The sequence below is a fragment of the Rhizobium sp. P32RR-XVIII genome, assembly GCF_012641395.1.
Classification (GTDB): domain Bacteria; phylum Pseudomonadota; class Alphaproteobacteria; order Rhizobiales; family Rhizobiaceae; genus Rhizobium.
On sequence record NZ_JABAIH010000034.1, the window covers coordinates 1 to 24,093 of the forward strand.

General features: G+C 54.5%; 16 protein-coding genes and 3 pseudogenes. 8 read left to right on the plus strand and 11 right to left on the minus strand.

Features of this window, described 5'->3' with window-relative positions; translation table 11 throughout:
- Window positions 1–268 (minus strand): annotated as a pseudogene (locus tag HGP14_RS33465) (IS110 family transposase); the annotation flags it as partial.
- A gap of 109 nt (window positions 269–377) precedes the next feature.
- On the opposite strand from HGP14_RS33465, the pseudogene HGP14_RS33470 reads away from it, so the two are divergent.
- The 4 genes and pseudogenes from HGP14_RS33470 to HGP14_RS33485 form a co-directional block, all read left to right on the plus strand.
- Window positions 378–587 (plus strand): annotated as a pseudogene (locus HGP14_RS33470) (IS6 family transposase); the annotation flags it as partial.
- A 149-nt stretch (window positions 588–736) separates the two neighbouring features.
- Window positions 737–886, plus strand: coding sequence for a hypothetical protein (locus HGP14_RS33475; protein ID WP_168834093.1), 150 nt, complete (start codon window positions 737–739; stop codon window positions 884–886).
- Window positions 887–1,165: 279 nt separating this feature from the next.
- Window positions 1,166–2,590 (plus strand): MBOAT family protein, encoded by a 1,425-nt coding sequence (locus HGP14_RS33480; RefSeq protein WP_168834094.1) that lies wholly within the window; start codon window positions 1,166–1,168, stop codon window positions 2,588–2,590.
- A 3-nt stretch (window positions 2,591–2,593) separates the two neighbouring features.
- Complete coding sequence (locus HGP14_RS33485; protein WP_168834095.1) at window positions 2,594–3,691, plus strand: alginate O-acetyltransferase AlgX-related protein; 1,098 nt, start codon at window positions 2,594–2,596, stop codon at window positions 3,689–3,691.
- Between the two features lie 315 nt (window positions 3,692–4,006).
- Here HGP14_RS33485 and HGP14_RS33490 read toward each other — a convergent pair.
- From HGP14_RS33490 to HGP14_RS33500, 3 genes and pseudogenes are all read right to left on the minus strand, one after another.
- Window positions 4,007–5,098: pseudogene (locus HGP14_RS33490) on the minus strand (IS3 family transposase); the annotation flags it as partial.
- Between the two features lie 137 nt (window positions 5,099–5,235).
- Complete coding sequence (locus tag HGP14_RS33495) at window positions 5,236–6,264, minus strand: hypothetical protein (RefSeq protein ID WP_168834096.1); 1,029 nt, start codon at window positions 6,262–6,264, stop codon at window positions 5,236–5,238.
- Window positions 6,264–9,659: a methyltransferase gene (locus tag HGP14_RS33500; RefSeq protein WP_168834097.1), complete on the minus strand. Its 3,396-nt coding sequence runs from the start codon at window positions 9,657–9,659 to the stop codon at window positions 6,264–6,266. The genes HGP14_RS33495 and HGP14_RS33500 overlap by 1 nt, the downstream gene beginning before the upstream one ends.
- 564 nt (window positions 9,660–10,223) lie before the next feature.
- Between HGP14_RS33500 and HGP14_RS33505 the strand changes: the two genes are divergently transcribed.
- From HGP14_RS33505 to HGP14_RS33520, 4 genes are all read left to right on the plus strand, one after another.
- On the plus strand, window positions 10,224–10,976 hold the full coding sequence (locus HGP14_RS33505) for an FkbM family methyltransferase (protein ID WP_168834098.1): 753 nt from the start codon (window positions 10,224–10,226) through the stop codon (window positions 10,974–10,976).
- A 651-nt stretch (window positions 10,977–11,627) separates the two neighbouring features.
- On the plus strand, window positions 11,628–13,235 hold the full coding sequence (locus HGP14_RS33510) for a glycosyltransferase (protein WP_168834099.1): 1,608 nt from the start codon (window positions 11,628–11,630) through the stop codon (window positions 13,233–13,235).
- Window positions 13,232–14,260 (plus strand): glycosyltransferase family 2 protein, encoded by a 1,029-nt coding sequence (locus tag HGP14_RS33515; protein ID WP_168834100.1) that lies wholly within the window; start codon window positions 13,232–13,234, stop codon window positions 14,258–14,260. Before HGP14_RS33510 ends, HGP14_RS33515 begins: the two co-directional genes overlap by 4 nt.
- Before the next feature lie 271 nt (window positions 14,261–14,531).
- Window positions 14,532–15,584 carry a glycosyltransferase family 2 protein gene (locus HGP14_RS33520; protein WP_246704742.1) on the plus strand — a complete coding sequence of 351 codons (1,053 nt, stop codon included), beginning with the start codon at window positions 14,532–14,534 and terminating at the stop codon, window positions 15,582–15,584.
- A gap of 91 nt (window positions 15,585–15,675) precedes the next feature.
- Here HGP14_RS33520 and HGP14_RS33525 read toward each other — a convergent pair whose 3' ends face one another.
- The 7 genes from HGP14_RS33525 to HGP14_RS33555 all read right to left on the minus strand — a co-directional run bounded on the left by HGP14_RS33525 (window position 15,676) and on the right by HGP14_RS33555 (window position 23,704).
- A complete protein-coding gene (locus tag HGP14_RS33525) occupies window positions 15,676–16,731 on the minus strand; it encodes an acyltransferase family protein (RefSeq protein ID WP_168834102.1) in 1,056 nt (351 codons plus the stop codon).
- Window positions 16,732–17,136: 405 nt separating this feature from the next.
- A complete protein-coding gene (gene rfbA / locus HGP14_RS33530; RefSeq protein ID WP_168834103.1) occupies window positions 17,137–18,015 on the minus strand; it encodes a glucose-1-phosphate thymidylyltransferase RfbA in 879 nt (292 codons plus the stop codon).
- Window positions 18,012–18,911, minus strand: a complete 900-nt coding sequence (gene rfbD / locus HGP14_RS33535; RefSeq protein WP_168834104.1) for a dTDP-4-dehydrorhamnose reductase — start codon at window positions 18,909–18,911, stop codon at window positions 18,012–18,014. Before rfbD ends, rfbA begins: the two co-directional genes overlap by 4 nt.
- A 3-nt stretch (window positions 18,912–18,914) precedes the next feature.
- On the minus strand, window positions 18,915–19,970 hold the full coding sequence (gene rfbB / locus HGP14_RS33540; RefSeq protein WP_168834105.1) for a dTDP-glucose 4,6-dehydratase: 1,056 nt from the start codon (window positions 19,968–19,970) through the stop codon (window positions 18,915–18,917).
- Window positions 19,971–19,976: 6 nt separating this feature from the next.
- Window positions 19,977–20,567 (minus strand): dTDP-4-dehydrorhamnose 3,5-epimerase, encoded by a 591-nt coding sequence (rfbC, locus tag HGP14_RS33545; protein ID WP_168834106.1) that lies wholly within the window; start codon window positions 20,565–20,567, stop codon window positions 19,977–19,979.
- Window positions 20,568–20,586: 19 nt separating this feature from the next.
- A complete protein-coding gene (locus HGP14_RS33550) occupies window positions 20,587–21,738 on the minus strand; it encodes a rhamnan synthesis F family protein (protein ID WP_205927443.1) in 1,152 nt (383 codons plus the stop codon).
- A 193-nt stretch (window positions 21,739–21,931) separates the two neighbouring features.
- Window positions 21,932–23,704, minus strand: coding sequence for an ABC transporter ATP-binding protein (locus HGP14_RS33555; RefSeq protein ID WP_168834108.1), 1,773 nt, complete (start codon window positions 23,702–23,704; stop codon window positions 21,932–21,934).
- Window positions 23,705–24,093: the final 389 nt, after the last annotated feature.

A 24,093-nucleotide genomic window follows, 5' to 3' on the forward strand; every position in this document is an offset into this window, starting at 1 on the left:
TCTGAGCTTTCAGAAAGGCTTTGGCGTGGCGCGTCTCGATACAAACAACAGGCAAACCGGCGTCTGCCAGCCCGTCGAATAGCCATTGCGAGAGCTGACCCGCTTCGAGCCGAATCCGCGCCAGGCGCCAGGCGGGATCCTGCAGGACCCGCAGAAGATCCTCCGGATGACTGAAAACCTTGATCTCCCGGCAAATCCTTCCCGTCTCATCCAGGATGCACACGGAGGTTTCTTTGACCGAGACGTCCAAACCCGCATAGTGTTTCATGCTGCATTCCTCCCACTGAGGCTCGAGGCCGCAACCTCATTGTGCCATCAGTCTGGCCGCTGCACCTCATCGCAAATTGACAGGTGCCAGCGGCAGGCCGAATACCCCATCTGAGAATTCTCACGTGCCCCTTCGAAAACGGGAACGGATGATGCAGGGATTTCGATCTGTCGGCGGCTTGCAACGCTTCACCTCCGTCTTCTCAGCAATCCGAAATCTTTTCGTCCCGCCGCATCGGAAACGCTCTGCTCTCGCCACTCACATTCATCGTGTCCGCGCCATGGCGCATTGGAAAATAGTGACGGGTGCCATTGCCTGATCTCAGGCAGCAGAGCGGTCGTTCGTTCTCCACTCGATAATGTGACAACTCCGCTGGGCCTGCTGGGTGCTGGGCGGTCTTGTCGATGCGATCGACAGCGGGTTGAACCGGCTCTTACTTCCGGACTGCTGATCCTCGTCGGCGTTCTGGTGGCGAGCTATACGGGCTTTGCCACGGTGCAGGATGTCGTCGCCATCTGGCGCATGGGGCGCGGGCTTCCCTATCGCAACGAAGGGGGACGTGAACCATGGCCATCATTCCCGCCATCGTCCGTCACCTCGGACTGGCTGGCTGCCTAACGTTTGCGCTGCTCTTTATGAGGGCATTCCGGGCGCTTTGCAGGTGGGGCTTGCTCGGGTTCCTGTCCTCGGCGCGCAGTTTGCATTGCCTTTTGGCAATGCAGACTGCCGGTCGGGATGATCGATAGGTCCATCCGCCGACGGAGTATCGGTCATGGCCGCGAAGGTTAAATGGTAGATGGAACGGTAACTCGTTGCCATGTTCAATGCTGCTTGATAAAAGCCGCCGGCGCATGTGGCCAAAATTTGGCAAGCGTGCGACACCGCCAAGGAACGCACATGGTATTCAGTTCAGTTACATTCATATTTTATTTTCTACCAGTGTTCTTGGCATTTTACTTTATGGTTGGGCAAAAAAATGCGGCCATCCTCACGGGAAGTGTGATTTTTTACACGTGGGGTGAGGGCGAATTTATATTTCTTCTGGCTGTCCTCATTGGACTTAATTTGTTTGCCGCCAAACTAATTAGCACTGCGGACAAAAAATTATTTTTATTGATGGTTGCTGTGGGATCGAATTTATCCTTCCTCTTATTTTTCAAGTATACAAATTTTGTAGTGCAGAATATTTCTCTTATATTCAAGTTACATTTTGATTCTGTCAGTGTTCCTCTTCCAATTGGTATTTCATTCTTCACATTTCAACTTGTATCATATTTGGTTGACGTATATTGGGGCAAAATAGCCCCTGAACGAAGTTTTATCCGTTTGGGGACGTATATCCTAATGTTCCCACATCTTATCGCTGGTCCAATTGTTCGATATTCTGATATCGCCGGAGAGTTACGATCGCGCTCTTTCGAAGTAGAAAAATTCGGGCTTGGAGTGCAGTACTTTATTGTTGGCCTATGCCAAAAGGTCTTGATCGCCAACTCCGTGTCAGTTGCCACGGATCACGCTTTTTCAGTGCCTTACGAGCAGCTGTCAACGACCACTGCCTGGATCGGCGCGCTCGCATACACAATTCAAATTTATTTTGATTTCTGTGGTTACTCGAACATGGCGATCGGGCTGGCCTTCTTGATGGGCTTCAGATTTCCAATAAACTTCAACTATCCCTATATGTCGCGGTCAATTGGCGAGTTCTGGCGGCGATGGCATATGGCCCTGTCTTATTGGTTCAGAGATTATGTCTATATTCCACTTGGCGGAAGCCATGTAAAACTGTGGAAGACAATACGAAATATTCTTGTCGTGTTTTTCCTTACAGGGCTTTGGCACGGTGCCGCGTGGACGTTTATAGTTTGGGGTCTCTTTCACGGAGTATTCCTTATCTGTGAAAGGCTTGGCCTGAAGAAGGTTCTTAATCGTGCGCCGCCGATTGTTGGCCATACGTATCTATTGCTTGTCGTTGTCGTCGGATGGGTTTTCTTTCAATCACGTGATTTCGCTCAGGCGTGGGCTTTTTTGTTAGCAATGGCGGGTTTTGGGGCGACAGACGTCACGCCGCTTCGCCTATGGCTAACACCTGAATGCGTCGCTGCGCTGTTATTCGGTTGCTTGTTTTCGTTTCCCGTGGTGCCGAGACTCCTGAACAAGTTGGGGATTCAAAGCGTCCCGGGTCCACTCGATCTGTCCCAGCAGGACCGTCAACCGGCACTCGTTCACCCGCTGCCCGTCGCACTACTGCTGCTTGGTTTCATTTTGAGTATTGCCCTGATGGTTGGGAACAGCTTGAACCCATTTCTCTATTTTCGGTTTTAACTTATGAATAAATCAAGATGGATTGTTCTCGCCGCTCTTTCTGGGCTCATTGTTGGTGGTAGCCAAGTTTTCTTGGTTGTCCCGCCCCCGGGCTTGTCTGAGAATCGACAGCTTGCGGAACCCCCCACATTTCCGCATTCGGTGGGCTCTGTCCGCGAGACAACCAAGGAGTTGGAGCTATTTGCTCAAGACCATTTTCCGCCCCGCGCGCATCTAATTGCTTGGCTAAACTGGGCTCGGTATCGCTTAGGTTACTCGACCGTTAGTAGGGTAGTTGTCGGTGAAGATGGATGGTTATTTTATAACTACGAGTCCTTCAAACATTTCCTGGGCTTGGCTCGTGTGGATATTGATGAACAGCGGCGCTGGGTAAAGGAATACCAACGCCGTCAGGAATATATCGCTGGAAGGGGCGGGCTATTCGTGACGCTAATTGCTCCGCAAAAGTATACTATCTACCCCGAAAAACTTCCAGGGTGGCTGGTGAATGAAGGCGGCACAGAAACCGATGACCTCGTGAACGCTGCGAGGTCAGCTGGTATAACGAGCCTAGTTGATCCGCGTCAAGCTTTGAAAGGAGCTCGGGCAAAACCACTCTACGGACCGTTTGATACACACTGGACGGGAGATGGAGCCTACGTCGCTTATTCAATGCTGATGGACCGAATCTCTACCCAGTATCCAGACCTCAAAGCTTTGCCACAGTCAGATTTCACGACCACAACGCCGCCGACGTGGGCCGTCCCGCGCGACCTGGCGCTGATGATGGGGATTGCAGAATGGGTTGATACTTCCCGAGTCAGTTATTCCAGCGTGCCTTTGCATGAAGAGGAGCGCACCCTATTTCTGTCGCCGAGGCGAGATTCTGCGGCCCCTCAAGTCTTTTCGACAGATGCTGAGGGCGACAGAACGCTGTTGTTGATCCGCGATTCATTCGCCATGGAGTTACTCCCTCTTCTAAAAAAGCATTTTAAGACTATTGTATTTGTGCATAGCCAAGATGGTTTTTTTCGTAAAGACCTTGTTGAGCGCTACAATCCTGATGTTGTCGTGTTAGAAATGATTGAGACTGGGCTTAAGTTTGTCATGCCGCCACTGTGAGTATTTCACCTCTCGAAGCTAGCGGTCCACCTTTGCCGTTTCAGCTCGTGGAGCGGTTCAAAAATTTCCCGCTGCCGATAGAGTGCGGGCTTAGTCTAGAAGAGGCCTCTCTCTGGCCAGTTCTCGCAGCCGCGTCCGCTTGGAAACATAGTTGCCGCGCGTCGACAGAGACCTAAAGACCCGTAGATCGACGTCCACCAGGACGTCAGTTCTCGCCTAGTCTACTTCGATGCCGCCATACTTGAAGCGCCATTTGTAGAGGGTCGCCTTGCCTACGCCGTATTTGCGGTGACGTGCTCTCCTGATGGTCCGCATTTATAAGTTAGCTCTGTTCAGGTTTTGGCCCTGTCTGGACCGGGTTGCAAACTCATAAGGTGTCAGGCCGCCGAGGCTCGTGTGCGGGCGGTTCAGATTATAGTCGTTTCTCCAGTCTTCGATAATCCTCCTTGCATAGCGGTAGCTGTTGAAGAGGTGCTCGTTGAGGCATTCGTCGCGCAGGCGTCCATTGAAGCTCTCCACGAAGCCGTTTTGCATTGGCTTGCCCGGCGCGATGTAATGCCACTCGACAGCATGGTCCTGCTGCCATTTGAGGATGGCGTTCGACGTTAGCTCCGTGCCGTTGTCCGAGACGATCATGCAGGGATAGCCCGTGCTGAGGGCGATCCCGTCCAACTCGCGACCGACACGCTCGCCGGACAGCGAGTTGTCGACCACGGTAGCAAGGCACTCCCGGCTGAAGTCGTCGAGGACACACAGAATGCGGAAACGCCTGCCGTCGACCAGAGCATCGGACACGAGGTCCAGGCTCCAGCGCTGGTTCGGTGCCTGCGGGATTGCCATCGACGCTCGCGTTCCCAGCGCTCTTTTTTGCGGCCGCCGCGATTGCGCACGGTCAGCCGCTCCTCCTTGTAAAGCCTATACAGCTTCTTCCAGTTGATCTCGACTCCTTCCCGCTTGAGCAGAATATGCAGGCGACGGTAGCAGAAGCGACGCCTTTGCTGGCCAGTTCGTTTAGCCTCGTGCGGATCGCGACATCATCGCCGCGCGTCGACCGATAGCGAAAGACACGCAGGTCGATGTCGACCAGACCGCAAGCGCGGCGCTGTGAATAGCCTTTCTCCCTCATAGCCCAGTTCACGGCGTTCCTCCTTGAGCCGGGCTTCAGAAGTTTTTTCCGAGCATTTCCTTCAGCGTCGATACATCGAGCATCGCTTCGGCGAGAAGGCCCTTCAACTTGGCATTCGCGTCTTCGAGAGCCTTCAGGCGCTTGGCCTCCGGCACGTCCATGCCGCCATCCTTCGAGCGCCACTTGTAAAAGGTCGCGTCGCTGACACCGTATTTGCAGCACAGCTCAACAGCCGACAACCCCGTTTGGTGCTCCTTGAAACGGGATCGCTTCATTCTCTGTCTCCATCTCCGGAGAACAGACTAATCTCAAAGCGAGGACATTCCAGGGAGCACGTCAGCTACACAGAGCCATTCAGATCCACCGGGGCGGGTCACGATGGGATACTGTGGAGATAGCATGACATGAAAACCCACCGCTAGAGGCCAAACGATAAGCGCGCCCACGCTCGAAACTCGGTTCCGAAAGGCTGAGGGAACGCAGATTGTAGGCTTGAGTCGGCGCGATAACGTTCGCGCACTTGTTTTGGAATGATGTCTCCTGTGACGAAGGTCCCGTAGGCCCAATAGCGCTCGGGAATAAGCTGATCTGTCAGCGCAAGAACGCGCTGGGAGTACCACCACCAAATCTCGTATACCAGCAGATTGTCCTTAGCGTAACGCCTGGTCATTTCATCCCCGACAGGACCAAGCTTCGTGAAGTGGTAAAACTTGAGCGGCGAGCCATTCACCACAATCGAACCTTCTTCATCAGTCGCAATATGTCGTTGGCTGAGATTCCAACTGGCGACATTGCAGCCGGGGTCGCGAACTACTCTTACATTGTCGAAGAAGCAGGGCACCAGATTGCACCACTTCTGATCAACAAATACGCCTATGTCGAGGCGATCGTGACACCAGTCGCGCAGCCGGTCGTCCCACCACTCGGCGAAACGGCGTGCTTCCGGATCATTTCGAACGGCCAAGAAGCCAAGGTTAAATGCACCGTAGTGAAGCGCGCTAATCTCATTGTCCATAATCGCTTGAATTGCGTCGCGCGGTTCAGGATCGCTCTGATGCGGTGTGAGAGCTATGGACGCATTATCGAGTACATCGACGACACTTTGGAGGTTTGAGAATATAGCAATATCTGGATCGAAATACAGTATCTTCTCAGCATCCGGCTCGCCCATGATATGGCGAAGGGCGCGTCCCTTTACTGCGGTGCAGGCCTCTACTACGTCCATTCCAAAGAGCCAGCGGTCGGTGTCCTCACCAAAAAGCTCCTCGGCTGTTACAGCTCGGTCAAACGCCTCGTCAGTCAAATCGAAATGGAAGCCGTCTGGCTCCCGGTCCGTAATGATGGCCCAAAGCACCCAATCAGAATGATGAGCCTTTAGGGTTTCGGCCAAAACACGCGCACGGTTCAGGTAGCTGAAGGAAAAGCTGGTAAATGCGTGAACTGTCATCAAGCCGATTCCGATGTTATGGTTGGGATAGTCATGCGGCTGTATCGCGCGTTAGCTGTCTTTGTGGCTCGCAGGCGCCTGGCTTTGTCAGCAAGTCTCTGGATTTCGCCGCTTTTAAACATTGCGAAGATGTCACCTTCGTTCTTGAGCACTAGACCGTGCCCCGTCCGGTCGACCATGCGAGCAGTGTTTCCCGTAGCAGAGTTCGTCACCACGAAAGCTCCCGCAGCAATTGCTTCGTGGGCGGTGAATGAAAAGGTTTCTGGAGTTGGCGAGGTATGCAAAACGATATCCACGTCTGCCTCCCGGAGCGCATTAGTCATTGCCATTCTATTCTTTCCAGAAGTCGTGACTTGCACACTCTTGATGCCGTCGGTCACCGCAGACGAGCCGAAATATAGGAACTCGTAGTGTGGGTCGTTCCGAAAGTGCAGAGCCAATTCCCGAAAGTTTGGCCACCCTTTGTGGTTTGCCGGGATGCCAACAAATGCTACACGAACTGGACGATCATTGACATCTTTGGGTGTGTCGTTTGTCGTCCACGTGATTTCGAGGTGAGGTTGTACACGCAAGGATGCAAACGGTAAATCGGATTGCGCGCGGAAGAGATCCGCGACGAAGTTAGATGGCGCAATCAGGTCAACATCGCACTGCTTGAACAATGATTTCATTCGTTCCGAATGTACGCGCCGCAGCGCGCTGTAGGCGCAGATGCTGCACGAGGCCGACGAGACCCTGGGCGCTCCGCAGAAACTTACGTTGTTCCGCAGCAGATGTGGGCTTGGACAAAGCGTGAAAAAATCGTGGAGCCACAATGTACAACGCTTCCGACCACTTGCTGTGACGACCTGAGCTATTGAGTCGCTATCATGTCCCATTAGATGATGGATAATGACGTGAATATCCGACCCTTTGTTTCGCATTCTCTCAACCACCTCAACAAGAGTTTGATGAGATGTAATGCCTAGTGCCCTTCCGTTTAAGGAGAGTCGAAGACTTGGAAGTGACGCTGTCTCGCTTGACGCCAATGTTGGGATGGCACGAAGAGGATGCGCGTGAAGGTATCGGAAGCCTGCGTCGCGCGCCGCTTCCTCTTCGAGGCCGATGCAGAGTTGCGTTCCGCCCGCTATGGTGAGGTAGTGGTCGTGAGAGAAGGAGAGGATTGTGCCGCGCGGTCCGGGCGCGTCAGCAAGTATGTTGCAAAGCGCGTCTGCCGCCAGTGTGGCGTGATTTTCCAGCGGGAGATTTTCCAATGAAATCGGCGGTGCTGCTACCTGCGGAACAAGTCCTTTGAGGATCTCTGCTTTGTAGCCCGCGGGGTGTGGTACGTCGACTGCGCTCGTCTTAGCCTGCGTTGCCGGTTGAGGGAGGTTTGAAAACGGCGCCTCACGAATTTCCCGAAGAATTTTTCTGTATTTCTTCTTCGTACGGAAATATGCGGAAAAAGGAAACTTGCCAGCCCGATGGACGAGTCGCTGCGCGCTGGACAACAGTTGGTTCAGTCTTTCAATTTCTGAACGCAAAAATGCCGCCTCTGCGTCGAGGCTGCGGATCGTTGCGTCCCTGCCATGAACCTCATTGGTGAGGCTGCGGATCGTTGCGTCCCTGCCATGAACCTCATTGGTGAGGCTGCGGATCGTTGCGTCCCTGCCATGAACCTCATTGGTGAGGCTTTCGACCCGTTGGAAAACATCATTGCGAACGGGCAACCTTGTGTTGAAGAAGTTCCTTATCGCGTGATCGGATGCCGTTCCAAAGACGCATTCGTGAAGATTTGATTCACGCGTGACAAGTTCATCCCGGCATGCTTCGAAAGAAGGCAGGTGCAGTGCACCAAAAATGTGAGCCAGTAACTCGCCCCATGTCTCAACTGTAAGGTCTGCCGAGCGCCCAATCGTCGTAACAAGGCCGGCGAGCGTTGTGACCGACCGAAATACAAGGTAGCGAAAGGGCAATCTTTCGGGTGCGCTCCACTCCCGGTCAAAGAAGCGCCAACCGTCCTTTTCCATTCTTACAAGGTTCTGAGGTACGGCATCGATAAAGGATCCAGGGACTTCGAAGTCATATCCTAGAGGGACGGCCTGATAGCTCCCGTCCTCCCTGCTCAAAACGTCGTGCACTATCGTGCGGTAGGCTTGAAAGAAATTGGCTACCGATTCGATCTTCCAACCGTCGTTAGCTATGATCGAGAGGAACTGCTCGGACAGTAATTGCCCGACAAGGTAGGGTGCCTCAGGCTCGGGACAAAAGCGCATACTTGAGGCGTCATCATCTTCTACCAGTGATCCCAGTCGATGGTTCTGCACAAGAATCTGACCATCAGCTTGCTGTTCGAAGGTGGTTTGCTTGCAGTAATTGCCTTTTCGACCCGCTGCAAAATGCCATGCAATCGGTCCAAATTTTCTAGCTGGCTGAGGGCTTGCATAGGCTATCAAGAGCAGAGAGTTTGATAGATCGGCAGCGATGCCGTTGGCTGCAATTTGAGGCCATACAAGCTCGGGAGCAAAAAGAGGTTGCTGCGGCAGTTGAGGGTCGCGCCGTACGCTCTGCGCGGCAATTGCGGCTGCATCGAAATCTCGCAGGCCGAAGGCGGTCGCGGTCACAATCGATGTTGGCAACTTGTAGTCTGGGAACGGAAGTAGAAGTTCAGTCTCAACGAAACCACTTGCCAGAACCCGTCGCTCCAGTTCCTGGCGACCGAAGGTCTGTACCCCACCAGGCTGGTATCTACCCTCAATTCCCAACATTCGTTGACTTAAGTGATCCTCAAGCGCTCCCGCGAAATATTTGAGCCCAAGCTGGTTCTCTATCGCAATTATTAAACGGCCGCCGGGCTTCAACAGCTTGTGAATCCGTTCGAGCATATCCGCTGCAGGATCTTTTGCCTCTGAATACAGACCGGCGTACTCGAGCACGCCGATCAGGGTGATGAAATCGAATTGTCTCTCTGTTTTGAAGTCCGAAAAACGCTCTGCGAGTACGTCTACGTTTTCAAGTTCCAGAGTCCGCAGTCTCGCAATTCGCGCCCTGCGGATTGAGCCTTCAAGGGCGAGTACGCGCGCTCCGCTCTCGCCAAGAAAGCGAGTGATTGCACCGCATCCCGCCCCAATCTCCAGGACATCCGCTCCAGGAAACTCTTTTGAAAACGGACGAACAATGTTTGCCCGAATAGGTGATAGGTGATAGGTCGTTACCCAGTCTGTGCAGTGCTCTCTAAGAGGATCGGAAAGCACGGATCGATCCACCGTCTCTGCAACGATCCGTTCTAACCGGGCCTCTATTTCACTCCCGTCGGAATACGGTATCCCGCCATATCCGTTGCGCTTGAAGATCTGCAAAGCGATGTCTAGCTCATAATCGGGCTCAAGGTCGTTTAGGTAGTTCTTATTTTCCATCTTGCTCTCGATAGCTGTGAATACGAGTTTGTTCTCGCACGTTGGCCGGTCCGTCTGCTAGACCTCCCCTCCGGCTCTATGGCATCCAGTCGAGCGTGGATCAAGTATCCGCGTGCATGATGCCACTGGCGCATAGAAGGCGGATTTTTCGCTATGATCTGCCTAAACCCCGAAACGCAAATACCTCGGGAACGGGATACTGTTTCTGGTAGAGTTTGAGCGACAATAAAAAACTAATCCGAGATCCAGCCGAGGCAGCGATCTGGGCGGAAAGGTCGGCCGAGACCTTCACTCGCAGCGTAGGGCGCATTTTCATATAAAAAGGAAGCAAAAAGTGGGCTGATGGTGCGCATGTTGAATGGGTTAAACGGAAGCGTACCGACCAGCCAACTCGCTCCCAGTTCATTTCGGACCCGATAAGATAAATGGTTTGGTGAATGCGATTAGAAGATTGACTTCCCAATCGCAATATGTTGGCAGGATGAATGAGCTAGAGTAGTCAAAAGACATTGGTCGCCCAGGATGCGGGGCACTGGAATTTTAGCGCGTGGAAATGAGAAATTTATGAATGAACCCGACTTGGAAGCATTGCTTATCGATGTTGCGGGTGTCGACCGATACCTGTATTTGCGGCGCGATTCGAGCGACACCGCGCTGGTCGGACAGATCTTCATAGATGACGCCTTTGATTTAAGTAGACTGCCGCGCATGGATGAGCTTCGCGGATGGCTTTTAGCTTGTCGCAGCTTGGGTCGGCGTCCATTGATCGTAGATGCCGGCGCCAATATCGGTCTTTCTGCGATCGCCTTCGCGATCCAAGTGGCAGACGCTCTGATCGTGGCGGTTGAGCCTGAGCCCGGTAACGTCGAGTTGCTCGTGGCAAACACCGAAGGATTACCCGTACTGCCGCTACCTGTGGCCCTTTCAGGTGCGCCGGGCCGGGTCGCGATCAGCGATCACGGTCGCGGGAACTGGGGATATCAGACGACGGAACCAAACGGATCTTCGAATGCAATCCATGTCCCGACGGTAACGATTGATGAGATTTTCGACACCTTCTCTGATGTCGGCCGGCCATGCATCGTCAAGATCGACATCGAAGGAGCTGAAGCGGAAGTCTTTGCAGCGGAATGCGAGTGGATCAACAAAGTGCCGCTAGTCATCGTCGAACTCCACGATTGGATGATCCCTCGAGCACGCTCGTCACATCCAGTTTTGCGGCGTCTACTGCAAGCGGATCGAGATTTCGTCATTATCGGTGAAAACCTGTTCTGCATGCCCAACACCCCACTCCGATTTGCAGACTGGATTGTATGATATCGGATCAAGAGGTCCTTAATGAGCTCCAACGAAAAGTCGCCTGACGGTTACCAAAGCTATCTCGAAAAGCTTTGGAAGGATCGTATCAACCTACCGAAGCAGGCGGATGCCAATAGCGAATTCGGCACGAAGGTGTCGCTTTTGAAGTACATGCTTGCCGAAGGCGAAAGTGAAAAGGCGCGTCTTCTCGCGCTTCTGGAGGAGGAAGAAGGCGAATTGGCGAGGCTCGAAGCTGAAGCGGAGCAGGAGCGGTCCATTCGTCAGGCTGCGCAGGCGCGCCTATCCATGCTCGAGGACACTCTTACAAAGAACTTGCGCAAACCATGGCTGCCGGTTAGGGATGCCCTGGTCCGACGCCTTTCCTATTGGGCGGCAGGGCTCGTCGAGCCCATCTCCGAACGCCGAGCGGTCCGGTTCAGGAATTCGGCAAACAAGCGCAATCCCCGGCGCTATATGTCATCTGATCGGGTAGCGCAGACGGCCCCTATCGTCGACGACAACTTGCCGATGGACGAGTATAGCCAGCAAACCCGGACGATCCTGAAACGTTACTTCCCGTCGGATTTAGTAAAGCCACTGACGCCCCTCCACATGCAGGTCGGCAGTGCTGCGCTTGTGCGAAACCGCTTGAAGGCGGCTCCGAAATCCATGGCGCTGCCGCAGAGCGGCCCGCTCGCGTTCTCTATTGTGACACCGTTTTTTGCCCATATCGGCTTTTTTGCCGATTGCGCCAAGAGTATAGCGGCACTGGCAGCAAAGACTGCCCAGCCTTTCGAATGGGTCATGGTCAACGATGATCCGTCAATTGCCAACGATACGCTGCTGAACAGCATTCCCAAAGCCATCCATGATCGCGTCCGGGTAGTTTCGGACGGCAAGAATCACGGCATAACCCGTGCGCTTGATCGCGGGATATCGACGGCTGCAAACACCTGGATAGTGCTTCTCGATTGCGACGACATGCTTGAATCCGATGCGTTGGACGCTTTGTCGTCCGCGATAGAGGAGGCACCAGAATGCCGTTACTTCTCCTCCCTGATGATCGACATTGATGACAAGGGCAAAGAACTGCGGCGACGCAGAGCGCACCATGAGCTCGTCGATGCGTTCGAAGCTGGCATGGTCGGAGGACATATGATCGCGTTCCGCCGCGACCTTTATGAGGACCTCGGCGGCTTCGATCCCCGCTTTTCCGGGGTGCAAGACTACGATTTCCTCCTGCGTGCCGCTGCGCGAGAGCAGATCCGTCGCATTCCACGGCACCTCTATCGGTATCGTTGGCATTCCAATACGCAATCCGTCAGTCGTATAGCGCGTCAGGAGCAGCTCACCAATGCGGTCCGTACCGCGTTCCTGAACGAGACGATGGGGCTTGTTGCGAAACGAGTGATGCGCCCAGCCTTGCCCGATTGCCCCGAGATATTCTGCGTCATGCGCACGCAGGGCAATCGGATAGATCTGCTCGCCGCCGCGCTCGAATCTGTACGGGCACAGGCGCTGCCCACGACGCCCTGCATTGTGGTCCACGGGGATCGCGAAACGGTGGACTTCGTGAGGCAGCAACTGCCGGCCGAGCTGAGCGAGGAGCATTGCGACCGACCTGCTATCATCTTGCAAGCGGGCGAGCTGGACCGCCGACGCGGCTACCCCTGCAACGTGGCGCTCGACCATCTTAAGGCGAATGCCTCGCGCTACGACCTGCTATGTTTTCTCGACGATGATGACCATTTCCTTCCCGACTTCGCCGAACGGCTGACTCGGTTGATCAAGCTGACGGGGGTCGACATGGCTTATGGCATGGCTAACGCACTCCCCAAGAATGGTGAACCCTATGTCCAGCACGAACCACGCCCGTGGCACTCGATTCTCGCAGGCAATTTCATCACCTTCAATGGCTTTCTGGTCCGGGTTGATGCCGTCCTGGAAGCTGGCGTGACCTTCGCCGAGGACATGCACTACCTCGAAGATCACGACTTTCTTGTCCAGCTGCTGGGAGCAGGCGTACGGGCCGTTCCCCTGACCGAGGTCGTCTCGGAATACCGGTTGATCGGTGACGGCAATGCCTGGGACAAGCAGGATCCTAAGCATTTCAGATCCTGTGCGCGCAAGGTGCGACAGCGTGCGGAGGAGGCCGCCCGCACACTGTCGAGGGATACCTTCTGGGCTGACATTCTCGCCTTCCCTGCGCAAGATCGTTCCGCTTTCGACGAGGTCGAAGTTGGGTTGCTCCTCAGAAGCCGAGACATGTTGAAATGAATAAAGTGAACACAATTGCTGAACTGCCCGCCATTTCCGTCTTGCTACCGGTCTTCTTTCGGCACGTGTCGGTGACACAGTCCCGGCTTCTGCGTGAAGCGCTCGAGTCGGTTGTCGATCAGCGCTACGGCGGCTTGCTCGAAATACTTCTTGTCGATGACGGTAGCCCGACTCCGATTGAGACGCTTGCCCATCAGTTGGGGCCGGCAGCGAGACATGTCCGCTGGCTTCGGCTCTACCGGAATCGCGGTATTGTCGGCGCGCTTAACGCCGGGATCGCCGCAGCAAAGACACCGCTAATCGCACGCATAGATGCCGACGACCTCTGGCTCGATGGAAAGCTTCAAGCCCAGGTCGCCCAGTTCATAGAAGACCCGGATTTGACAATCTCAGCAACCGGCATGGTGCGCGTTGATACACGCGGGGCCGAGATCGACCGGCACGTTCGGCCAGGCGACTGGAGCGGGATACTGCGTTTCTTTGTAGAAAACGGCTGCCCCTTTCCACACGGCAGCATCGTCGCTGACAGACGGATCTATCGCGCGCTTGGAGGCTATCCATCGTCAGGCACTGTGCGCCATTGCGAGGACTATGCGCTATGGGGCACGTGGCTACGCTTCTTTAAGCCGGCTATGGTTGAGAAAGCTCTCTACTCCTACAGAGTAAGCGGGGGGTCTGTGTCTTCCGAACATGCCGCTCAGCAAACCGCGGCATCACAGGGCGTACGCCACCGTTTCGAACGTCTTGAATTAGCCTATGTGCTTCCAAAAGTGCTGCCGACCCTTGCTGAGGCACTCGGCGTATCTTTGTTCGAAGCTGGCCTGCTTGCCTATACCGCGTGGCACTTCCGGCCAGCCATGGCAATTCCAGAGGATGCGATCGTCCCACTCGGTGCAGTTCTCCCAGATCGCGTCCTGACCCGGACTGAAACCGCACCATCCTGGCGCACGGTCGTAGAAATACCGGGAGAGGACAACCGGAAGCTCATTTCGGTCCGCGCAGACAGCCTGGGTGTACTAGGCTGATCAACCGCGCCAGCTTCCGAAGACTGCGCGGTTTGGCGGAGTATACGCAGATCGCGAATGTCCGCCGGGAGTGGGTGAAGCGCGCTGCATCGCTTTTGCTCAAGCTTCGCGACGGTTTCCCGCCTGACTAGACAGCAAGGGCGCATTTGCAAAGCTCAACCTCGCGCACCTTGACTTCGTTAGGTGGAAAAATTTGCGGTTTGCCTGTATCCAAGTCCTGCGTCAGCAATTGTCGCACATGGCATATCCACGAAAGAGCAAGGGCGTAAAAATGATGGAAGCAACAGTCGCCGTCGTGATCCCGTACTACAACGGATCACGGTATATCGAACGGTCCGTTGCTAGTGTCTACGCGCAAACATTAAAGCCATCCGAGCTTGTCGTCGTGGATGACGGCTCGACAGCTGAGGAAGCCAGCAAGCTCGACGAAATTGCCTTTCGGATGGGTTTCACGGTCCTGCGCAAGGAGAACGGTGGTCAGGGTTCCGCCAGGAACTACGGGGTGGCACATACCCAGTCTCAGTTTATCTGTTTTCTCGATCAAGATGACTTCTTTATAGAGTATCATATCGAAGTTCTTCTGGATGCCGTACCTTGGACCGACCCACAGTTCGGTTGGGTGTACGGTGACGTGTCCAGAGCAAGTGACGACGGGAAAATTACTCGGGCAGCCATTGTCAAAGACAGTAGCAAGCATCCGAAGCGGAACCTCAATGACCTGATTGCGCGCGATCTGTTCGTTCTCCCTTCTGCTGCGTTGATCAATAGGCAAGCTTTCGAGGGGGTTGGCGGCTTCGATTCACAATTCACAGGGTACGAAGACGACGATCTGTTCCTGAGGATCTTTAAAGGCGGATACACGAACCATTTTGTGGACTGCCCGGTGACGGTTTGGTGTATGAACACCAACAGCACCTCCTTCAGCATTCTGATGAGTCGTAGTCGGCTGAAATACGTCAAGAAACTCTGCGCTCTATTTCCTGATGACCCCGATAGTCAAACGTTCTACATACGCGATCTGATTTCCAAGCGGTTCACCAGGAAAATCATGCGTGATGCTCGAAGAGCTCTGACGCAGAGACGTTCCCCGCAGGAACTGAGAATGGCGCAGCACAAAGAGGAACTCATCGAGATAGTGGATGACTATGTGAGGACCATCACTGCATTCACGACAGTTCCATGGACTGAAAGATTAAGTTTGAAGGCTCAGGCAGCTGTACTTCGAACCCAAGCAACGCCACTGATCAAGGTGAGCTTTGCCGCCTTAAATGTACTTACCGCTCCCAGCCGAATATTCAGGAATCTCTTGTGGAGGTGGAGCTGACCGTCAATACGAAAGATACGACAACAACGACTTTGAAGGACTACACGCCCATACGTGTTCGTATCGACAACGACGACAACTAATAATGCGTCTATTCAGCAGGCACGGCGGCAGCATCGTACCGCCTATAGCGCAGGCCCTTCAGTCGGAGGGTAGGTCTCTCTACAAAGCGCCATGACACAGCCGCCAATGCGACAGTCGCCGTCAGGGACAAGGCGTAGCTGAGTAAGAAGTGCCCTGTCCCTATCGCCTGAATAAATGCTTGCTGTATCGGGAAAGCATACAGGTAAATGCCGTAGGACATGTCACCTAGTCGCTTCGGCAGGGGAAAAAGCTTGCTTTCTCCAATCAATATAGTCGCCGCAGCCAAGGCGACATAAGCGGAAACTATTGAGGTATCGCCCCACAGCAGAAAGAAGCATATAGCTACCGTCGGCCCTATGATCGAGTTTAGCGGCTTTGATATACTAACCATGGCGGTGGCCGCACCAAAGAAGAACATAATTCCTGGAGCTGCCAACGGGCGGGTCGCAATCCAATTCCAAATATGAAAAGGGAAATTCGTTTCTGGGAAGTAGATTCGCGTCATCATGAGGATGAACGAGGTTAGCAAGCCAAGCGATATCGCGGCGGCCCTAATTGCCAGGGATCTGGTGCAGAAGAAAACCAGGCCTACGACAAAATAAAAGGATATCTCGTATGGCAGCGTCCATAGCGATCCGTTTACGCCGTACGCGGGGTTGTCCTTGAAGAGGCCAGGCAATTCGTAAAACGGTTCCTGAAAGGCGATCAGAATGTTCCGATAGATATATTTGTGGGTGACCGTTGATGTCAGGTATTCGCTAAGCGTCAATGTGGTCAAACACGCGCCGAGAGCGACTGTAAAGAGGATGTTTACAGTGAGGCCCGGCATGATTCGAAGGGCTCTCTTCCAAAGAAATGACCAGATTGCCGGATCTCGGTTGGCGCTCTTCGTCACCAGGTAGCCGCTGATCGCAAAGAACATTCCGACACCAGCACCAGAATAAGCAGTTCCGATCCAAGGCAGGTTGCGCTCATGTATTCCATTGAGCACATAATGGTGGGTGTGAAAAACAAGCAGTGCCGCAAGAAGCCGGAGTGCGTCAAAGGAATTTCGTGGGTGCATAGGAGGCTCAGCACGTTCGCAACGGCAACAGACGCCGCCTGTGCTTAATACAGCCTAGGGATGAGATTGCAAATGGCAACGTTCGTTTGCCGCCATCATCCTCTCAATATCGGCGGCGGCAGCATCCCAATGATCCGATCGAGCTTTTGCGCGGCGCAAGAGGCTCCGCGCTGTTCCCTCATGCCTAATCTCATCCAGAATCTGAGCATCCCATGGATCGTGTGCGTGCCGCCTTAAACGTACTAACCGCTCCCAACCGCACATATAGGAGCATTTTGCGGAAGTGGATCTGACCGTGTGATCCAGGGCGTTCCGGTCGGCCACGGTGCGCCGTTACCGAACGGAAGCATTTCCAGTTCATGGCTCCGGGTCGAACTTTGTCTCGCCTGACCGCAGCCTAAGTGGCTATCGAAGTCGCTCCTCGCGATCGAGTGTCATCAGATACTGTCCGTAAGCGCTCTTGCCGAGCTTTTCAGCGAGCTTCACGAGGTCGTCCTGTGAGATGTAACCCATGCGCCAGGCGACTTCCTCGGGGCAAGCGATCTTGAAGCCCTGCCGCTTCTCAAGCGTGCTGACGAAAGCGGCAGCCTCGAGCAGGCTGTCAGGGGTGCCGGTATCGAGCCAGGCAAAGCCTCGGCCCATCAGTTCCACGAAGAGCTGCCCGCGCTCAAGATAGATGCGGTTGATGTCGGTGATCTCCAGCTCACCGCGCGGTGACGGCTTCAGGTTGGCCGCGATTTCGACCACCTGCTGGTCGTAGAAATAGAGACCGGTCACCGCCCAGTTTGATTTGGGCTGCCTGGGCTTTTCCTCGATCGAGAGAGCATTCCTGTTCGCGTCGAAGCCGACCACGCCGTAGCGTTCCGGGTCGGTGACGTGATAGGCGAAGACGGTTGCGCCTTCCCGGCGGCTCGTGCCGGATTTCATGATGTCCGGAAGTCCGTGCCCATAGAAGATGTTGTCGCCGAGGACCAGCGCGGAACTATCGCCATGCACGAAATCGGCGCCGATGATGAAGGCCTGGGCAAGGCCATCGGGACTCGGTTGTACGGCATAGGTGAGCGAAATACCCCATTGCGAGCCGTCGCCGAGAAGGCGCTTGAAGGCTTCCTCGTCATGGGGTGTGGTGATGATCAGGAGTTCCCTGATGCCGGCGAGCATCAGTGTCGTCAGCGGATAGTAGATCATCGGCTTATCATAGACAGGCATCAGCTGCTTCGAGACAGCCTGGGTGATCGGATGCAACCGCGATCCCGTGCCGCCGGCGAGAATAATTCCCTTCATGCTCTCTCTCTAAATTGCTTTGTTAAAAGCTCTTGGGTGACGACTTTTATGGACTGCTTCCAGTCGGGCAGGCGGATCCCGTAGGTTCTGGCCAGCTTGTCCCCGCTCAGGCGTGAGTTGGCGGGGCGCTTGGCCGGTGTCGGATAGTCCGCCGTCGTGATGCGCTCGACGCCGATGCTCTTGCCGCAGGACTTATGAAGCTCGGCGAAGATCGCTTCGGCGAAATCCGCCCAGTTCGCCTCGCCGCTGCCGGTGAGGTGAAAGGTGCCGCGCAGGGAGGGCGAGGGGTCCGTCTTGATACGGGCGGCGATCGCGAGGATCGCGTCGGCGATATCGAGCGCTGAAGTCGGGCAGCCCGCTTGATCGGCGACGACGCGCAGATGATCGCGCGTCTCGGAAAGGCGCAGCATGGTCTTGAGGAAATTGGCGCCGAAGGGGGAATAGACCCATGCTGTGCGCAGGATGACGTGGTTGGGGGTCGTCGCCGCCACCGCCTGCTCGCCGGCGAGCTTCGAGCGCCCGTAGGCGGAGATCGGCCGCGTCGCATCCTCTTCGGAATAGGGAGACGGCTTGTCGCCGCTGAAGACGTAGTCGGTCGACAAGTGGATGATCGGAACGCCGATCTTGGAGGCTGCTTCGGCAACGGCGCCGGCGCCTGCGGCATTGACGGCAAAGGCGAGCTCCGGCTCGCTCTCGGCCTTGTCGACGGCCGTATAAGCGGCCGCCGAGACAATGACGTCTGGGCGCAGATCCGACAGCGCGGCCGCGATGCTTGCGGGGTCCGCGAGATCCATTTCCGGGCGTCCGACCGGGATGATATCGATGCCCTTTTCGGCACCGCGCCTCAGCAGCGATTGGACAACCTGGCCCTGCTTACCCGTCACGGCGATGCGCATCTGTCACCGTTCCTTGAAAATGCCGAGGCGTTCACCGGAATAGACATTTTCGCGAAGCGGCCTCCACCACCACGCGTTTTCGAGATACCAGTGCACCGTTTTCTCGATCCCGGTTTCGAAGGTCTCTTGCGCCTTCCATCCGAGTTCGCCTTCCAGCTTGGATGCGTCGATCGCATAGCGCGCATCGTGCCCTGGCCGGTCGGTGACATGGGCGATCAGGTGCGCATGCGGCGCCTTGTCTTTGTAGATGCCGTCGAAGATCGCGCAGATGCGTTGAACGACATCGATGTTCCTGCGCTCGTTGCGGCCGCCGACATTGTATTTTTCCCCTGGGCGGCCTCTGGAGGCGATCGTGAACAGCGCCCGGGCGTGGTCTTCGACATAGAGCCAGTCGCGGACATTGGCGCCGTTGCCATAGACCGGCAGAGGCTTGCCCTCCAGCGCATTCAAGATCATCAGCGGAATGAGCTTTTCCGGAAAATGGTAGGAGCCGTAGTTGTTGGAGCAGTTGGAGACGACGACCGGCAGGCCGTAGGTGCGGTGCCAGGCAATTGCCAGATGGTCGCTTGCGGCCTTGGAGGCGGAGTAGGGCGAGGAGGGATCGTAAGGCGTCGTCTCCTCGAAGAGGCCCTCGTCGCCGAGCGAGCCGTAGACTTCGTCCGTCGAGACATGCAGAAAACGGAAGGCGCTCTTGCGCTTGGCCTCGAGCCCATCCCAATAGTGCCGTGCAGCATCCAGCAGGGTGAAGGTGCCCACGACGTTGGTCTGGACGAAATCGGCGGCGCCGGAGATCGATCGATCGACATGGCTCTCGGCGGCGAGATGCATCACCATGTCCGGGCGGAAGGTGCCGAACGCCTCCTGCATCCTGGCGCGGTCGCAGATGTCGGCCTGCAGGAATCGATAGTTTGGGGCCGATTCGACGGATTTCAGCGACGCCAGATTGCCGGCGTAGGTCAGCTTGTCGACGTTCAGCACCTCCGCGCCGATCTCGCCGACCAGATAGCGCACCAATGCCGATCCGATGAAACCCGCACCACCCGTAACCAATATGCGCATGGTGGATCAATCCTTCGGGTGCGTTCGTGAATAGGAAAAGTGGCTCGGCACGTCGGCGAGGCGCGGCAGCGACCTATCCTTGTCGGACAGAACGATGTCTTTCTCGTCCACGGGCCAGCGGATACCGATCGCCGGATCGTTCCATGCGACGCCGCGATCATGCTGCGGACTGTAGGGTGCGGTTACTTTGTAGCTGATGACGCTGTTCGGCTCGAGCGTTGCGAATCCATGCGCGAAGCCCGCCGGCACCCAGAGCTGTGCGCCGTTTTCCGGCGAGAGCTCCCAAGATATCCATTTGCCAAAGCTTGGCGAGCCCGTGCGAATGTCGACCGCGACATCCATGATCCGGCCCGCGAGACATCGCACCAGCTTGCCCTGCGCGAAGGGCGGTGTCTGGAAATGCAGCCCCCTGACGGTGCCGGGCTGCGCCGAAAGCGATTCATTGTCCTGGATGAACGTGACGTCCGCCACATTCTCGCGGAACCAGGCATCCTTGAATACTTCTGAAAAGTAACCCCGATGATCCCCGAAGCGCGGCGGTGTGATCGCCACGACGCCCTCGATGGCTGTAAAGGCGATACCTGAGTAGCCATTCATTCGTCGATTATCTTTTGTTTCAGAGCCGTCCATCAGAACCTCCCGAACGAAGGTCAGGCACCCTCGCTTTCTCAATCAAGTCATTATGGGCAGGTTCAAAATCCGCCGCTTTATGATCGCGCATCAGCATCTCGCGCCGGACCACGTCCGACAGTTCGTTATCCAAGCTTTCGTCAAAAACAGCTTTGCGCTGAAGCTGATAAATGACCTGCCTGTCCTTTTTCATCACAGGACACCGAAGCGACTTAAGTAAAACGAGCGGATGAGCGATTAAAAAGTATTTTCCGAGCAGTCGCTCTTCCAGCAGAGATTTGAAATCTTTGAGGTTCTCAAGGGTTTCAAAGCGGCTTATCAATCTAGATCGCTTAGGATCTACACTTTTTTGATATTTGAGGACCGTTTGCAACTCATGTCGAGAAAGTCTTGACATGGCATCATACACATCTTCTGTCTTGAATTTCGATCCCACCAAAAAACCTCGCGATTTGAAATGGTAAGTCATCTTTATCTCACACTGGCGAACTACCGCGTGCTTGTTGTTTGATAGGAACAAGTTCTTCCAGAATTCTCGAAAAACAGAAGATGCGACCAATCGTTTTTTGAAACTGAACATATAGGACTGAACGTGGTGCCTTCTTTCGTCGTCGGACCGGTTATTAGTCACCAAGCCATACAGATCGCGATCTTGCTCTTTCACTTCTTTCAAGAATTCACATGTATCCGAGAGCGGAAACCAAATACTGTCGTTTAAGACAAGGAGATTGTCCGGTTCGATACCTTTTTCAGCGAGGAAAAGGATTCCCTGTCTGTACCCACCAAAATCATATCCGTAATTGGGGCGTTGTATGACGCAATAGGCATTTTTCTTTAGGGCCGACAGATCGTAGCTGGATAGCTTAGCATTCGAGACGACAACCGGGCTGAAGCCGTTACGGATTAGGTGACGAAGTGTATAAAAAGTCGACGCTTGGATGCCCTGCGGCTGATAAACGAGAAGAATTGCAATATTGTCCTGAAGCGTGGCAGTCCCTTGGTCGATTTTGACAAAGTTGCTTGATGCCCAGTCAAATACGTAGCGAACAAATCGTGAAGACAGAAGCCACGGGATCTGACTAATCTGCATGCCTAGCCGCTGTATTTCTCGTTTAAACTTCCACAATGGCATTTGCATCTAAATCACAGCTCATCTTATGGCTTTGTAAGCCCAACCAGGGCGGTCAGGCATCCCGCTATCGTAGGTTGCCTTATATTAGGAGAAAATCGGCTCCGCCAGCCAAATAATATCAGTGTGGTTGCAAATGTGGAAAAGTCATTCGGCACAGTATGACACCTCTCCGCGATTGTGGCCTTGTCGGAGCGAGCGATCAGGTCACGGCTTCTGCAGGCGGGAGAAGCTGTAATTCGTATAGACGGCGAAATGCTCCTTCGCGAGAAAGCAGCTCGCTTTGAGAGCCTTGCTCTAGTGCACGGCCCTCCTCCATAACGATAATGTTGTCAGCTGCAGCGATGCTGGAAAGCCTGTGCGCTATCATGATTGTCGTTTTTCCCCTTGTTAGGCGAGCCAACGCTTCTTGAATAAGAGCCTCGGATTCTGAGTCGAGAGCACTTGTTGCTTCGTCCAAAATGAGGATGTCAGCTTTACGCAACATCGCTCGCGCGATCGTAATTCGTTGTTTTTGACCGCCCGAAAGATTGCCTCCATTTTCGCCAACCGGGGTATTGTAGCCGTTTGGAAGCCGGACAATGAAGTCATGGGCGTTAGCGGCCTTGGCGGCTTCAATAATCTCGTCTTCTGTCGCACCCTCCCGACCTAGGGCTATGTTATGTTTTACAGTTCCGCTAAACAGAAACGTGTCCTGGCCTACGTATGCCATTCTTGCTCGCAAGGAGCGAAATGTGACCTGCTTGATGTCAATGCCGTCGATAGAAACAGAACCTTGCTCTGGGTCGTACAAGCGCATGATAAGATTAATGATCGAAGATTTGCCTCCGCCGGACGCGCCGACCAACGCCGTAGTCTTGCCTGCGGGAAAGGCTAAATCCAATTGATCAAACAGCTTATGCCCTGGGCTATAAGAAAATGACACTTTTTCGAATTTCACTTCGCCCGCACCGGCTCGCAATTCGATTGCGTTCTCAACCTCTTTGAGGTCAATTGGGTGATCGGCCAGTTCGTACATCATGCGCACTCCGATGATGCCGGACTCTAGGCTTATGCGCATTCTAGCGAGGCGTTTCGCGGGTTCGTAAGCGAGAAGCAGTGCGGTGATGAAGGACATCAGTTCACCTGGCGTATTGCCTTCTTGCAACACCCACACGCCGCTTATTGCAACGACGCCTGCGATTGCAAAGCCGGATAGCGTTTCCATGACAGGACTTGACGCTGCCTCCAATCGAGCGATGCTGTTAGCGCGCTTTTCCACATCCCCGACATACTTGTCCATGCGCTGCCGCATATAAGGCTCAAGGCCGAAAGCTTTGACAACCTTTATGCCGGTTGCTGTCTCCTGAACGTTCTGAATTATCATTCCCAGCGAGGCGAGTTCCTGCTCCATGATCTTGCGGACCTTTTTCGTGAGTACCCGCACACCCAAGATTGAGCATGGGCCAATCACAGCGGCCATAAGAGATAGCATGGGCTGTTGCACGACCATGACCGCAACAAGACCGATAAGCGAAAGCGCGTCGCGAACGAACGATGTTACTACAAGATCGATAACCGCTCTCGCCGCCTGCGCATTGCTAGTGATGCGCATCAAAAGCTCCGACGACGGATACTTCGAATGGAAGCCGATGCCCTGCTTCAGAACTTGATTGAAAAGCCTCGTCTGCGTTCTAGCAATGATATTGTTACCGGCCTTACTAAGAAAAATGGACTGTACGTATGTTGCGATTCCCTTGACTGCAAAGATGAGCGCTACTGCACCCGCGACCAAAAACACGCGATCGATGTCTTTCGAGACTACAGACGCATTGACAATATCCCGCATAATCCAAGCACTGGCAGAGGTCATGCAGGCCACAACTACCATAGCCACAATAGCAATGCCGTACCACGGACCTTGGCTCGCAAAATTTTCGGCTAGAAGCCGAATCAATAGCTTACGCTGGGCTCTGTTGATGAACTTTTCTAACATCAATGGGGCTCTTCCCAAGTTCTTTGATGGCGTCACAGCGCGCCACCGTCTTTTCGGCTGGGTTTTGGACTCCAGCGCGCGAAAATGCAAGCCAAGTGCAGTAGAATAGACGGCGACGGCAGTTTCTCGACCATCGACCAGCGACAGCGACCCTCCGGACAGCACTTTCATTAGAATTGTGACTCGTCCATTAAGGAGGCATTACCTCACCACTTACTAGCATTACAGTTGCATTTTAGTTTTGAGATGAGCTCGTCGAGCCGCCGCCTGATGGGCGCGCCTCCAGCATGACCATGCGATGACGTAGGCGGGGTTTATGCGACGCTGAGCGAGTCTGATGGCGATGCGCCGGACTTCCTGGATAGACCAGCGGATCAAATCCTGATGGT

Bases quoted from the DNA above. Each gene is read 5' to 3' on its own strand.
- HGP14_RS33480 (WP_168834094.1), top strand. From the start codon at position 1,166: ATGGTATTCAGTTCAGTTACATTCATATTTTATTTTCTACCAGTGTTC.
- HGP14_RS33485 (WP_168834095.1), top strand. From the start codon at position 2,594: ATGAATAAATCAAGATGGATTGTTCTCGCCGCTCTTTCTGGGCTCATT.
- HGP14_RS33495 (WP_168834096.1), bottom strand. From the start codon at position 6,264: ATGACAGTTCACGCATTTACCAGCTTTTCCTTCAGCTACCTGAACCGT.
- HGP14_RS33500 (WP_168834097.1), bottom strand. From the start codon at position 9,659: ATGGAAAATAAGAACTACCTAAACGACCTTGAGCCCGATTATGAGCTA.
- HGP14_RS33505 (WP_168834098.1), top strand. From the start codon at position 10,224: ATGAATGAACCCGACTTGGAAGCATTGCTTATCGATGTTGCGGGTGTC.
- HGP14_RS33510 (WP_168834099.1), top strand. From the start codon at position 11,628: ATGGCGCTGCCGCAGAGCGGCCCGCTCGCGTTCTCTATTGTGACACCG.
- HGP14_RS33515 (WP_168834100.1), top strand. From the start codon at position 13,232: ATGAATAAAGTGAACACAATTGCTGAACTGCCCGCCATTTCCGTCTTG.
- HGP14_RS33520 (WP_246704742.1), top strand. From the start codon at position 14,532: ATGATGGAAGCAACAGTCGCCGTCGTGATCCCGTACTACAACGGATCA.
- HGP14_RS33525 (WP_168834102.1), bottom strand. From the start codon at position 16,731: ATGCACCCACGAAATTCCTTTGACGCACTCCGGCTTCTTGCGGCACTG.
- rfbA (WP_168834103.1), bottom strand. From the start codon at position 18,015: ATGAAGGGAATTATTCTCGCCGGCGGCACGGGATCGCGGTTGCATCCG.
- rfbD (WP_168834104.1), bottom strand. From the start codon at position 18,911: ATGCGCATCGCCGTGACGGGTAAGCAGGGCCAGGTTGTCCAATCGCTG.
- rfbB (WP_168834105.1), bottom strand. From the start codon at position 19,970: ATGCGCATATTGGTTACGGGTGGTGCGGGTTTCATCGGATCGGCATTG.
- rfbC (WP_168834106.1), bottom strand. From the start codon at position 20,567: ATGAATGGCTACTCAGGTATCGCCTTTACAGCCATCGAGGGCGTCGTG.
- HGP14_RS33550 (WP_205927443.1), bottom strand. From the start codon at position 21,738: ATGCAAATGCCATTGTGGAAGTTTAAACGAGAAATACAGCGGCTAGGC.
- HGP14_RS33555 (WP_168834108.1), bottom strand. From the start codon at position 23,704: ATGTTAGAAAAGTTCATCAACAGAGCCCAGCGTAAGCTATTGATTCGG.